This window comes from Brachybacterium sp. GCM10030268 (assembly GCF_042666305.1).
Lineage (GTDB): Bacteria > Actinomycetota > Actinomycetes > Actinomycetales > Dermabacteraceae > Brachybacterium.
This window is the reverse complement of record NZ_JBHTCW010000013.1, coordinates 26044-38740: the sequence shown is the minus strand read 5'-3', so window position 1 is coordinate 38740 and position 12697 is coordinate 26044. Positions and strand designations below refer to the sequence as shown.

The 12697-nt window shown below is 71.3% G+C and carries 12 protein-coding genes; 5 read left to right on the top strand and 7 right to left on the bottom strand.

The annotated features are described in order from the left end of the window. Positions 1–28 precede the first annotated feature (28 nt). The 3 genes from ACFQRD_RS15010 to ACFQRD_RS15000 form a co-directional block, all read right to left on the bottom strand. Positions 29–1147: a BMP family protein gene (locus ACFQRD_RS15010; RefSeq protein ID WP_377019866.1), complete on the bottom strand. Its 1119-nt coding sequence runs from the start codon at positions 1145–1147 to the stop codon at positions 29–31. Between the two features lie 215 nt (positions 1148–1362). Next, complete coding sequence (locus ACFQRD_RS15005; RefSeq protein ID WP_377019867.1) at positions 1363–2604, bottom strand: M20 family metallopeptidase; 1242 nt, start codon at positions 2602–2604, stop codon at positions 1363–1365. A gap of 29 nt (positions 2605–2633) precedes the next feature. Next, positions 2634–3800: a mannose-1-phosphate guanylyltransferase gene (locus ACFQRD_RS15000; RefSeq protein WP_377019868.1), complete on the bottom strand. Its 1167-nt coding sequence runs from the start codon at positions 3798–3800 to the stop codon at positions 2634–2636. A 279-nt stretch (positions 3801–4079) separates the two neighbouring features. Here ACFQRD_RS15000 and sdhC point away from each other — a divergent pair, with 279 nt between their 5' ends. The 4 genes from sdhC (at position 4080) to ACFQRD_RS14980 (ending at position 7564) form a co-directional block, all read left to right on the top strand. Beyond that, a complete protein-coding gene (gene sdhC / locus ACFQRD_RS14995; protein ID WP_377019869.1) occupies positions 4080–4457 on the top strand; it encodes a succinate dehydrogenase, cytochrome b556 subunit in 378 nt (125 codons plus the stop codon). Between the two features lie 2 nt (positions 4458–4459). After that, a complete protein-coding gene (gene sdhD, locus ACFQRD_RS14990; RefSeq protein WP_377019870.1) occupies positions 4460–4927 on the top strand; it encodes a succinate dehydrogenase, hydrophobic membrane anchor protein in 468 nt (155 codons plus the stop codon). A gap of 112 nt (positions 4928–5039) precedes the next feature. Further along, positions 5040–6815, top strand: coding sequence for a succinate dehydrogenase flavoprotein subunit (gene sdhA, locus ACFQRD_RS14985; RefSeq protein ID WP_377804687.1), 1776 nt, complete (start codon positions 5040–5042; stop codon positions 6813–6815). Then, the gene (locus ACFQRD_RS14980; RefSeq protein WP_377792920.1) at positions 6815–7564 is read left to right on the top strand and encodes a succinate dehydrogenase iron-sulfur subunit; all 750 of its coding nucleotides are present in this window, start codon (positions 6815–6817) and stop codon (positions 7562–7564) included. The genes sdhA and ACFQRD_RS14980 overlap by 1 nt, the downstream gene beginning before the upstream one ends. Positions 7565–7669: 105 nt before the next feature. Here the strand turns inward: ACFQRD_RS14980 and ACFQRD_RS14975 are convergent, their stop codons facing one another. Genes ACFQRD_RS14975 through glyA form a run of 3 tightly spaced genes read right to left on the bottom strand, consistent with a single transcriptional unit; the run spans position 7670 to position 10693 of the window. After that, complete coding sequence (locus tag ACFQRD_RS14975) at positions 7670–8491, bottom strand: exodeoxyribonuclease III (RefSeq protein ID WP_377804685.1); 822 nt, start codon at positions 8489–8491, stop codon at positions 7670–7672. Continuing rightward, a complete protein-coding gene (locus ACFQRD_RS14970; RefSeq protein WP_377019875.1) occupies positions 8488–9387 on the bottom strand; it encodes a bifunctional methylenetetrahydrofolate dehydrogenase/methenyltetrahydrofolate cyclohydrolase in 900 nt (299 codons plus the stop codon). The genes ACFQRD_RS14975 and ACFQRD_RS14970 overlap by 4 nt, the downstream gene beginning before the upstream one ends. Before the next feature lie 37 nt (positions 9388–9424). After that, positions 9425–10693, bottom strand: a complete 1269-nt coding sequence (gene glyA, locus ACFQRD_RS14965; RefSeq protein ID WP_377019876.1) for a serine hydroxymethyltransferase — start codon at positions 10691–10693, stop codon at positions 9425–9427. A 194-nt stretch (positions 10694–10887) separates the two neighbouring features. Here glyA and ACFQRD_RS14960 point away from each other — a divergent pair, with 194 nt between their 5' ends. Next, positions 10888–11790: an oxidoreductase gene (locus tag ACFQRD_RS14960; RefSeq protein WP_377804684.1), complete on the top strand. Its 903-nt coding sequence runs from the start codon at positions 10888–10890 to the stop codon at positions 11788–11790. 26 nt (positions 11791–11816) lie between these two features. On the opposite strand, the gene ACFQRD_RS14955 is transcribed toward ACFQRD_RS14960, so the two are convergent. Next, entirely contained in the window at positions 11817–12686 is an 870-nt protein-coding gene (locus tag ACFQRD_RS14955) for a helix-turn-helix transcriptional regulator (RefSeq protein ID WP_377804683.1), read from the bottom strand. Between the last annotated feature and the right edge of the window lie 11 nt (positions 12687–12697).

The following is a 12697-nucleotide window of genomic DNA, read 5'->3' as shown; positions in this document are numbered from 1 at the left end:
TCGGGCTGGTCACGTGAGGATCAGCGGGTCAGGCGCCCTCGGGCGTCGCCGCGGACTCGACCACCACGGTGCCGTCGATGATGTCCTGCGTGAGGGCCTCGATCTCGCTGGTCAGCTCCTCGGGGGCCTCGTCCTCGAAGTCGTGGTACGGCGCCAGGCCCACGCCGCCGTTCTCCAGGGTGCCCACGTACGGGGTGGAGTCGAAGCTCCCCTCGGCGGCGCCGGTGATGACGTCCTCGGTCGCGGTGGTCATCTCCTTCATGACGGAGGTGAGGATGCGCGACTGGGCCTCGGGATCGGAGGAGTTGGTCTCGTAGCCGTCGCTGTCGACCCAGATCACCTTGCGGCCCTCACCCTCCTTGGCGGAGGCGAGGGTGCCGGCGCCCACGGGCCCGGCGACCGGCATGATGATGTCCGCCCCGGCGCTGTAGAACTCGTCGGAGACGGCCTTGCCCTTGGACTGGTCCTCGAAGGTGCCCACGATGGAGCCCTCCTGGGTCTCCTTGTTCCAGCCCAGCGCCTCGACCTCGGCGTCGTGGGTCTCGTTGTAGTGGGCGACCCCGTCGACGAAGCCGTCCATGAAGATGGTGACCGTCGGCAGGTCCACGCCGCCGTAGGTGGCGACCTTGCCGGTCTCGGTGGTGCCGGCGGCGAGGTAGCCGGCCAGGAACGCGGCCTCGGCGGTGTTGAACTCGAGCGGCTTGACGTTCTCCAGCTCGATCGGGTTGCCGTCGGCGTCCTGGGCGGTGGAGTCGACGGTGGCGAAGTTGATGTCCTCGTGCTCCTGGGCGGCGGCGCCGGTGGCCGGGGCCAGCAGGAACCCGACCGTGATGATGAGGTCGCAGCCCTCGGTGACCATGTTGTTGATGTTGGGCACGAAGTCCGCATCGCTGGTCGACTCCGCGGTCGCCTTCTCGATGCCGAGGTCCTCCTCGGCCGCCAGCAGGCCGTTGTAGCTGGACTCGTTGAACGACTTGTCGTCCCAGCCGCCGGAGTCGGAGACCATGCAGGCCTTGTAGTCGCTGGCGGCCCCTCCGCCGTCGCTGCCGCCGCTGCCACCGGCGCTCTCCTCGGGCGCGGTGCCGCACGCGGCGAGGGTCAGGACGCCGGCGCCGGTCAGGGCGAGCGCACGCGTGATGCTCTTCATGGATTCCTCCGGTGGGGATGCAGGGTCGGGCCGGGCAGGTCCGGCACGGGTCTCGGGCGACAGCGCTGTCGCGGTCCGGTTCGGACCCTAGCCGTGCCGTGACCGCGCGGGCGGTCCGGGCGGGGTCCGTGCATCAACCGTTATGAAATCGACGCGGATGACGCCGGTATGGCCTCGAGGTGAATCGGCGGGAAACTCTCCGGCCTGGCCGCGGGTCAGGGCCCGCCGACGAGGTCCCGCCGCGCGCACGCGCCGGCGAGCACGGAGGCACCGATGCCGATGGCGCGCTCGTCGATCATCAGGTCGCCCATGTGGAGGTCATAGGTGCGCCCGCCGGGGGTCCGCGTGCCCAGCCGGGCGAGCGCCCCCGGGACCTTCTCGAGGTACCAGGCGAAGTCCTCCCCGCCCAGGGACTGGGCGGTGGGATCGAGGTTCTCGCGGCCCAGCACGTCGGCCACGGCCGCGCCGAGCACCATCACGCTGGAGGCGGAGTTGGAGACCGGCGGCACGCCGCGGTCATGGGTGACGCGGGCCTCGACGCCCCAGGGGCGCACCAGGTCGGCGAGCACCGTCTCCAGCAGCTCCTCGGCCCGGTCCCAGGCGTCGTGGTCCAGGCAGCGCAGCGTCCCCTCGAGGGTGCCGTGGCTGGGGATCGCGTTGAAGGCGGAGCCGGCGTGGATGCTGCCCCAGGTGAGGTTCACCCCCGAGCGGGGATCCATGCGGCGGGTCAGAGCGGCCGGCAGCTGGGTGGCGATCGAGCCGAGCGCGTAGACCAGATCCTGGGTGAGGTGCGGCCGGGAGGTGTGGCCGCCGGCGCCGCGCACGTGGATCGTGACCGGATCGGTGGCCGAGGTGATCGGGCCGGGCTTCAGACCGATGTGGCCGACGTCGACCCCGGGATCGCAGTGCAGCGCGAAGATCGAGTCGACGCCCTCCAGGACGCCCTGACCGATCAGCTCGAGCGCTCCGCAGGGATGGCGCTCCTCCGAGGGTTGGAAGATCAGCCGCACCCCGCGGCGCAGAGCGCCCGCCTCGGCGACCCGCACCAGGGCGGTGGCGGCGCCGAGGACGGCGCTGACGTGGACGTCGTGGCCGCAGGCGTGGGAGACGCCTTCGACGGTGGAGCGGTAGGAGACGGTGGACAGCTCCGGGATGCCCAGGGCGTCCATGTCCGCGCGCAGCGCGACGAGCGGGAGATCGGGATCGCTGCCGGGGATGTCGCAGATCGCGCCGGTGCCGCGCATGCGCTGCGGGCTCAGCCCCAGGTCCGACAGCCGCCGGACGACGACATCGGTGGTCCCGTACTCCTGGTGGGACAGTTCGGGGTGGCGGTGGAGATGCCGGCGCACGTCGCGCAGGTCGTCGGCGTGCTCCTGGATCGTCCGGGCGATGAGTCCGTCCGGGCCCAGCACCGAGGGCTGCCGGGCCGTGCCCGCCGTCTGTTCAGACTGCTCCACCTGTACTCCCCTGTTCTGTCAGCGCGGCCTCACCGCAGGTGCCCGAAGCCGTTCTCGCCGAGCCGGCCCACGAGCTGCGCGACGGACTGGGCCTGCTCGTCCGCGAGCACCAGCAGGGCATCCTCGGTGTCGACGATGCTGATGCCCTTGAGCCCGACCAAGGCGATGTGGCGATCTGTCGAACCGTACACGGTCGCCGTGGAGGAGATCGCGTCCACGCTCGCTCCTCCCAGCACCCGGACATCGGAGGCGTCGCCGGCCGGGTCCCCCTCCCCCGTCGGGCGCTCCCCGGACCCGTCGTGACGCAGCTGCCGGGCCAGGGCCGCGAAGTCCCCGACGTCGTCCCAGTCGAACGGCGCCGGGACCACGGCGACCTTCCCGGCGGCGGCGAGCGGCTCGGCCAGGGCGTGGTCGATCGCGATGCTGGTCATGCGGGGCCACACGTCGGCGAGGACCTCGTCGAACTCCCCCGTCCCGTCGGCGGCGGCGATCTCCCGGGCACCGCGGGCGAGACCGGGGATCTGCGCGGCCAGCTCGTCCAGCAGCACCCGGGCACGCACGACGAACATGCCGGCGTTCCAGAAGAAGCCGCCGGCGGCCAGGAACTGCTCGGCCCGGGCCCCGTCGGGCTTCTCCACGAAGCGGGAGACCGGGTGTGCTCCGGCCGCCTGCAGGGCGGGGTCGGTCGCCGGCCCCTGCTCGATGTACCCGAACCCGGTCGCCGGGCGGGTGGGCTCGATGCCGAGGGTGACCAGGTACCCGAGCTCGGCGGCGCGGCGCGCGGCGGCGACCGTGCGGGCGAAGGCGTCCTGGTCGGTGATGAGGTGATCCGCGGCGAAGGAGCCGAGCACGGCATCGGGCTGCTCCCGCTCCACGAGCGCCGCCGCGAGGGCGATCGCGGGCATGGAGTTCCGCGGATCGGGTTCGGCGACCACGCGCGCGCCCCCCGCGGTCGGCGCGCTCCGCCCGAGCTGCTCGATCTGGCGCGCCACCTCGGTCGCGTGGTCCGCCCCGGTCACGACGATCGGGGCGCGATCGGCCAGCGGCGCGAGCCGCCGCAGGGTCTGCTGCAGCAGCGAGTCGCCGCTGCCGGTCAGGTCGAGCAGGAACTTGGGGCGCGCGTGACGTGAGAGCGGCCACAGTCGCGTTCCGGCTCCGCCGGCCGGGACCACGGGAACGAAGGGAGCCTGGCGCATACGGCCAGCGTATAGCGGTCCGCATCGCGCCCGGGCGAGCGGCCCGCGACGCCGTCGGGCACCCCTGCGGTGCACAGAAAGTGCACGTCATAGTGCTAGGCTGGCCACGCCCCTGTCGGGGGCGATGATGATGTCGCCGTGTCGTGAAACGGTCGCCCTCGCGGGCGCACCGAACTCCGCGCAGGCGGCCCGGGATCCGTTCCCCGCCGCCCACGCGCCGCACCTCCGCGGCCATGCATCCCGCCTCCCGGCGCCGTCCGACGCTTCTGGAGGATCTCCGTGGCATCCGCCCAATCCGGGACGCTCTATCGCGGTCGCGAGGGCATGTGGTCCTGGGTCGCACACCGCATCTCGGGAATGCTCATCTTCCTGTTCCTGCTCGTGCACGTCCTGGACACCGCCCTGGTCAGGGTGTCCCCCGAGGCGTACAACGAGGTGATCGGTCACTACAAGACCGTCGTGTTCGGCCTCGGCGAGGTGGGGCTGGTCGGCGCGATCGTCTTCCACGCGCTCAACGGTCTGCGGATCATCCTCGTGGACTTCTGGGCGAAGGGCACCGCTCACCAGCGCGGCATGTTCTGGGCCGTCGTGGTCCTCTGGGTCGTGCTCATGGCCGGCTTCGTCCCCCGTCACCTCATGCACATGTTCGGAGGCTGATCATGACCACTCCTCCCGCGTCCTCCGCGACCGCCATCCCGGATCCCAGCACCCGCTACCAGCGCACCGGTCAGCGCGGCATCAACTCCGAGATGATGTGGTGGCTGTTCATGCGCGTCTCCGGCGTGCTGCTGGTCATCCTCATCTTCGGCCACCTGTTCGTGAACCTCTGGCTCGGTCTCGGCGTCAAGGGCATCGACTTCGCGTTCGTCGCCGGCAAGTGGACCAACCCGTTCTGGCAGGTCTGGGACCTGCTGATGCTGTGGCTGGGCCTGCTCCACGGCGGCAACGGCGTGCGCACCATCATCAGCGACTACGCGCGCAGCTCGACGCTGCGGCTGACCCTGAAGGGGCTGCTGTACTTCGCGGTCGTCGTCACGCTGATCCTGGGCACGCTGGTGATCTTCACCTTCGATCCGTGCCCCGCCGGTGCCGAGCCGAGCCTGCTGCCCGCCATCTGCGAGGGCTGAGCCCGCGCCCGCCGGCAGCTGACCGGCCCCCGGCCGCGCCGCCCCTCTCCTTCGCCGCCCCCGTCACAGAACGTCCCACCCGGTCGACCCCGAAACGGAGCAGTCACCCGACATGCAGACCCATAACTACGACGTGGTGATCGTCGGTGCCGGCGGCGCCGGCATGCGCGCCGCCCTGGAAGCCTCCAAGAGCGCCCGCACCGCCGTCGTCACCAAGCTCTACCCCACGCGTTCCCACACCGGCGCGGCCCAGGGCGGCATGTGCGCCGCCCTCGCCAACGTCGAGGAGGACAACTGGGAGTGGCACACCTACGACACCGTCAAGGGTGGGGACTACCTCGTCGACCAGGACGCCGCCGAGGTCATGGCCAAGGAGGCCATCGACGCGGTGCTGGACCTGGAGAAGATGGGGCTGCCGTTCAACCGCACCCCCGAGGGGAAGATCGACCAGCGCCGCTTCGGCGGCCACACCCGCGAGCACGGCGAGGCCCCGGTGCGCCGCTCCTGCTACGCCGCGGACCGCACCGGCCACATGATCCTCCAGACCCTCTACCAGAACTGCGTGAAGCAGCAGGTGGAGTTCTTCAACGAGTACTACGTCCTGGACGTGCTGATGACGGGCGACCCCCGCACCGACGAGGGCGTGCGCGCCTCCGGCGTGGTCACCTACGAGCTGGCCACCGGCGAGGTCCACGTCTTCCGCGCCAAGTCGGTCGTGTTCGCCTCCGGCGGCTTCGGCAAGGTCTTCAAGACGACCTCGAACGCCCACACGCTCACCGGCGACGGGCCCGCGATGGCCCTGCGCCGCGGCATCCCGCTGGAGGACATGGAGTTCTTCCAGTTCCACCCGACGGGTCTGGCGGGCCTGGGCATCCTGCTCTCCGAGGCCGCCCGCGGCGAGGGCGGCATCCTGCGCAACAGCGAGATGGAGCGCTTCATGGAGCGCTACGCCCCGACGCTGAAGGACCTCGCCCCGCGCGACGTGGTGGCACGGGCGATGGCCAACGAGGTGCGCGAGGGCCGCGGCGCCGGTCCCAACAAGGACTACGTCTACCTCGACCTCACCCACCTCGAGCCCTCGCACATCGACGCGAAGCTCCCCGACATCACCGAGTTCGCCCGCACCTACCTGGGGGTGGAGCCGTACACGGATCCGGTGCCGGTCTTCCCCACCGCGCACTACGGGATGGGCGGGATCCCCACGAACATCCGCGGCGAGGTGCTGCGCAACGCGACCGACGTGGTCCCAGGGCTGTACGCCGCGGGCGAGACGGCCTGCGTCTCCGTCCACGGCGGCAACCGCCTGGGCACCAACTCGCTGCTGGACATCATCGTCTTCGGCCGCCGTGCCGGCATCGCCGCCGCGGAGCACGCCGGCACCGTGGACCTCCCGGAGCTGGCGCCGGACGCCGAGGCGCCGACCCTCGAGCTGATCCAGCGGCTGCGCGACCGGCCGGCCACGGAGGACCGCGTCGCCGACATCCGCCGGGAGCTGCAGGAGACCATGGACGCCAATGTCCAGGTCTTCCGCACCGACGAGACCTGCCGGAAGGCGCTCGCGGACATCGCCGCCCTGAAGAAGCGCTACGAGACCGTGGCCATCCAGGACAAGGGCAAGCGCTACAACCTGGACCTCATGGAAGCCGTCGAGCTGGGGTACTTGCTGGATCTCGCGGAGGTCGTGGCCCTGGGGGCCCTGCACCGCAAGGAGTCCCGCGGGGGCCACTTCCGCGAGGACCACGACACCCGCGACGACGTCAACTTCCTCGAGCACACGATGGCCTACCGCACCCTGCCGGGTGAGGAGGGGTCCGAGGGCAGCACGGTGCGCCTGGGCACCAAACCCGTCGTGATCACCCGTTACGAGCCGAAGGAGCGCACGTTCTGATGACTGCTGTCGCCGAGAAGCCTCAGGCCGAGGAGATCCCGACGTTCGAGGTGACCCTGCGCATCGCGCGCTACACCCCGGAGGACGACAAGGGCGAGCACTGGGAGAACTTCACCGTCACCATGCAGGGCACGGACCGCGTCCTGGACGCCCTGCACGAGATCAAGTGGCATGTGGACGGCTCCCTGAGCTTCCGCCGTTCCTGCGCGCATGGTGTGTGCGGGTCCGACGCGATGCGGATCAACGGCCGCAACCGCCTGGCGTGCAAGACGCTGCTGAAGGACCTCGATCTGAACAAGCCCGTCACCGTCGAGCCCATCAAGGGGCTGCCGGTGGAGAAGGACCTCATCGTGGACATGGAGCCGTTCTTCGACTCCTACAAGGAGGTCATGCCGTTCCTGGTCGCCGGTGGCCAGGAGCCCAGCCGCGAGCGGCTGCAGTCCGCCGAGCAGCGGGAGCGCTTCGACGACACCACCAAGTGCATCCTGTGCGCGGCGTGCACGTCCTCGTGCCCGGTGTTCTGGACGGACGGGCAGTACTTCGGCCCGGCCGCGATCGTCAACGCCCACCGGTTCATCTTCGACTCCCGCGACGACGCCGGCGAGCAGCGCCTGGAGATCCTCAACTCCAAGGAGGGCGTGTGGCGCTGCCGCACCACCTTCAACTGCTCGGAGGCGTGCCCGCGCGGCATCCAGGTGACCAAGGCGATCGCCGAGGTGAAGCAGGCCGTGATCCGCGGCCGCGTCTGAGCCGTCGGCTCCCGGTCGCCTCCGCGGCGACCTCGCCGCGCCACGCCGAAGCGCCCCACCGGGGGAGATCTCCCGGTGGGGCGCTTTTCGGCCGTCAGGGGCGGGTCAGGAGTAGGAGATCACCAAGGGCGCGTGGTCGCTCCAGCGGGTGTCGTAGCTCGGAGCGCGGTCGACCTGCGCGGAGGTGGCGCGCGCGGCGAGCTCGGGCGTGGCCAGCTGGTAGTCGATCCTCCAGCCGGCGTCGTTGTCGAACGCCTTCCCGCGCTGCGACCACCAGGTGTACGGCCCCGGGCCATCGCCGTGGACCCGGCGGTGCACATCGACCCAGTCCAGCTCCGTGGTGAGCCGGTCGAGGTAGGCGCGCTCCTCGGGCAGGAACCCGGCGGACTTGAGATTGCCCTTCCAGTTCTTGATGTCCCACTCGGTGTGGGCGATGTTGATGTCCCCGGTGAGCACGACGTGGCGGCCGTCGGCCCGCAGCGCGGCCAGGCGCTCCATCATCACGTCGAGGAAGGCGTACTTGTCGGTCATCGTCTGCGGCTTCTCGACGTTGCCCGAGTGCATGTAGCACGAGATGACCGTGAGGTCCTTGCCGTCGCCCAGGGGGTCCTCGAGGTCGGCCTCGAGCCAGCGCCCCGTGTGCGTCGGCTCGGTGAGCCCGGGCAGGCCCGGCCGGACGGCCTCGAGATCGATCGTCGACAACGAGGTGCGAGCTGCGATGGCGACGCCGGCGCGGCCCTTGAGCTCCGAGGCCTCCCCGATCACGCTCCAGTCCTCCCCCACCAGGCCTGCCAGCAGCTCGCCGGGAGCGCGCACCTCCTGCAGGGTGATGACGTCGGCCGTGGTGGCGGCCAGCCAGTCCGTCATGCCCTTGCGCGCCGCGGCGCGCAGACCGTTGACGTTGACGGTGGCGATGGTCAGGCTCATGCGGTCTCCTCGATCCCAGCGGCTCGCTCAGCCGCCTCGACGACGTTCTTCAGCAGCAGCGCACGGGTCATGGGGCCGACGCCGCCGGGATTGGGGCTGAGCCAGCCGGCGACCTCGGCCGCGGCCGGGTCGACGTCGCCGACCAGCTTCGCCTTCCCACCTGCCGGGTCCTCGCGCCTCGAGACGCCGACGTCGAGCACCACGGCATCGTGCTTGATGTCCTCGGGGCCGACGAGATGGGCGGAACCGGCGGCGGCGACGATCACGTCGGCCCGCCGCAGGTGAGCGGAGAGATCCTGGGTGCCGGTGTGGCACAGGGTCACGGTCGCGTTGTACTGGCGGCGGGTCAGCAGCGCCCCGATCGAGCGGCCGACGGTGACGCCGCGGCCGACGACGACCACGTCCTTGCCGCGCAGATCGATGCCGTAGTGCTCGACGAGCTCGATGACGGCCCGCGGGGTGCAGGGCAGCGGGGTGTGGATCGGGGTGTAGGCGTTCAGCACCAGGCGGCCGAGGTTCATGGGATGCAGACCGTCGGCGTCCTTGGCAGGATCGATCCGCTCGAGGATCGCGTCGGTGTCGATCTGCTCCGGCAGGGGGAGCTGGACGATGTACCCCGTGCAGGCCGGGTTCTCGTTGAGCTCGTCGACGATCGCCTCCACCTCGGCCTGGGTGGCGTCGGCGGGCAGCTGCTTCTGGATCGAGTGCAGGCCGATCTGCTCGCTGTCGCGGTGCTTGCCGCGCACGTAGGCGGCGCTGCCCGGGTCATCGCCCACCAGGACCGTGGCCAGGCCGGGTCGCTGATGCCCGGCCTCGACGAGCCGCGCCACGCGGCCTGTGAGCTCCTCCTTGATCGCCGTCGCTGTGGCTTTGCCGTCGAGGGTCTGCGCCGTCATGGGGAGCTCCTTGGTCGGTTCTCTCGCGGGATGATGATCAGTACTGCTGGAGATCGGCGTACAGCGGCTTCGCGTCGGCCAGGGCGCCGGTGCGCCGGCGCAGGGAGTCGATGTCCGCGCCACCGGTCAGCGCCAGGGCGATGACGTCGGCGACCTCCGAGAACTCCTCGGCGCCGAACCCTCGGGTGGCCAGGGCCGGGGTGCCGATGCGCAGGCCGGAGGTCACCCGCGGCGGGCGCGGGTCGTTGGGCACGGCGTTGCGGTTGACGGTGATGCCGACCTCGTGGAGGCGGTCCTCCGCCTGCTGACCGTCGAGCTCGCTCTGAGTCAGGTCGACGAGCACGAGATGCACGTCGGTGCCGCCGGAGAGCACGTTGACGCCGGATTCGCGGGTATCGGCGGCCTGGAGGCGGTCGGCGATCAGCCGCGCCCCCTCCAGGGTGCGGCGCTGGCGATCGACGAACTCATCGGAGGCGGCGACCTTCAGCGCGACCGCCTTCGCGGCGATGACGTGCATGAGCGGTCCGCCCTGCTGGCCGGGGAACACGGCGGAGTCGATCTTCTTGGCCCACTGCTCGGTGGACAGGATCATGCCGGAGCGGGGCCCGCCGATGGTCTTGTGGATCGTGGTCGAGACGACGTCGGCGTAGGGCACGGGGCTGGGATGCAGCCCCGCGGCGACCAGCCCGGCGAAGTGGGCCATGTCGACCCACAGCGCCGCGCCGACCTCGTCCGCGATCGAGCGGAAGGCGGCGAAGTCCAGCTGGCGCGGGTAGGCGGACCAGCCGGCGACGATCACCTTGGGCTGCTCGGCGAGGGCGAGCTCACGGACCCGGTCCATGTCGATGCGCCCGGTGGCCGGATCCACCTCGTAGGCGACGATGTCGTAGAGGCGACCGGAGAAGTTGATCTTCATCCCGTGGGTGAGGTGGCCGCCGTGGGCGAGGGAGAGCCCCATCAGCTTGTCGCCCGGCCGGGCGAGAGCATGCATGACCGCCGCGTTCGCGGTGGCACCCGAGTGGGGCTGGACGTTGGCGTGCTCGGCGCCGAAGAGCGCCTTCGCCCTCTCGATCGCGATCTGCTCGGCGACGTCGACCTCTTCGCAGCCGCCGTAGTAGCGCCGGCCCGGGTACCCCTCGGCGTACTTGTTGGTCAGCACCGAGCCCTGGGCCTGCAGCACCGCCCGCGGCACGAAGTTCTCGCTGGCGATCATCTCGAGCGTGCGCTGCTGACGGCCGAGCTCGCGATCGAGGACCTGGGCGATGTCCGGGTCGAGCTCGGCGAGGGACTGGTCGAGGGCGTTCACAGGGCCTCCTGCAAGGTCGGGGTCGGGCGGCACGGCGGCCGCGCCCCCATCCTAAGAGCTGGGGCCGATACCCGACGCCACGCCCGGGGAGCGGGCGCCCGCCGCGGGCGAGCGTGGGCGACCGGGTGGCCCTGCTGGTCCCCCGGAACATCAGGTCCTGGTCCGCGCGCCGCCCCTGGCGAAGGATCGTGGTCATGACAACACCGCACCTGACCACCACAGGCCACCTCGGCACCCTCCCCGTCTCCCGCATCGGCTTCGGCGCCATGCAGCTCGCCGGCCCCGGCGTGTTCGGACTGCCCGCGGACCCGGACCGCTCGCGCGCCGTGCTGCGGCGAGCCGTCGAGCTCGGCGTGGACCATCTCGACACCGCCCAGTTCTACGGGCCCGACGTCGTCAACGACCTGATCCGCGAGGCGCTGCACCCCTACCCCGACCACCTGCGCCTGGTCACCAAGATCGGTGCCGAGCGGGACGAGCAGGGCGCCTGGCTGCCCGCCGGCCGGCCGGAGCAGCTCGTCGAGCAGGTCGAGCAGAACCTGCGCAGCCTGCGGGTCGACCGGATGGACATGGTCAACCTCCGACGGTTCGACCTCGACGCCCCGGAGCTCGACCAGCCTGCTCTCGAGGACCAGCTGGAGGTTCTGGTGCGCCTGCGGGACCAGGGCACGATCGCGCAGATCGGGATCTCCAGCGTCGGCGCCGAGGTCGTGCGGCGCGCGGTGGAGATCGCCGGGGTCGTCTCGGTGCAGAACCCGTACTCGATCCTGGACCGCTCCGGCCAGGACAGCCTCGAGGCCGCCCGGGAGCTGGATCTCGCCTTCGTGCCGTACTTCCCGCTGGGCTCGGCGTTCACGGGCGGGCCGGCGAAGATCGCCGCGGAACCGCGTCTCGCCGCCGTCGCCGCCACGTACGGGGCGAGGCCGGCGCAGGTGGCGCTCGCGTGGCTGTTGGCCTCGTACGAGAACATGCTCCTGATCCCCGGCACCAGCTCCGTCGCTCACCTGGAGGAGAACCTCGCCGTGGGGAGCATCGCCCTCGACGCCGAGGACATGGCCACCCTGGAGGAGGTGGAGCAGGCACCGGCGGGGCACTGAGTCACTGGGGCTCCGAGCACGGGGCGTCAGTGGGCGGCGACCAGGGGCGTGATGGCTCCGGCGCCGCCCGCCGTCGTGCTGAGCCGGGCCAGTGCCTCGGCGTCCTCGCTGTCCGGGGCCGCGGAGTAGACGATCAGCTTCACGTCCGAGCCCGGGACGCTCAGGACGTCACAGTCCAGATCGACCTGACCGATCACGTCGTGGACCAGTCGTTTGCGCATGCTGCGGTGCGCGGTGGCCCGGCCGTCGTCCCACAGCCGCCGGAAACGCTCGCTGCCGTCCCGCAGGCGCTTCACGACAGTGGTGAAGCGCGGATCCTCCCCGTACTCGGCGGCGGAGCGGCGCAGGTCCGCCACCAGAGCCTCCTCCAGCGCCTCGTGGTCCTCGTGCCGGGCCGGGGTCGGGCCGCCTCCGCGCCCGAGGAAGGTGGCCACAGCGAGGTTCGGAGGCTCTGCGTCGGCCTCCATCACACCGGCGAACAGTGCTGTCCACGCGGGGGTCGAGCGCAGCATGGTCCAGTCGGCCGCGAAGGCGGCCAGGGGAAGATCCGCCATCCGTTCGATCATCCGCTCGATGCCCGGGGGAACGCGCTCGTCCATCCGGCCCCCGCCCGGCGGCAGCAGGTTCGCACTGCGGAACAGCACCGCGGTCTCGTCCTCGTCCAGCTGCAGGGCCCGCGCGAGGGAGTCGACGACCTGCCCCGAGGGCGCCGAGGCGCGTCCCTGTTCGAGGCGGGTGAGGTAGTCGACGCTCACCCCGGCCAGCAGTGCGAGCTCCTCGCGGCGCAGCCCCGCCGTGCGTCGCGCCCCGCTCGAGGCGATCCCGGCGGCCGCAGGAGACAGGCGCTCGCGCCACGTGCGGATCAGGGCGCCGAGGGAATGGATCGCAGCAGTCATGCTCCCCATTG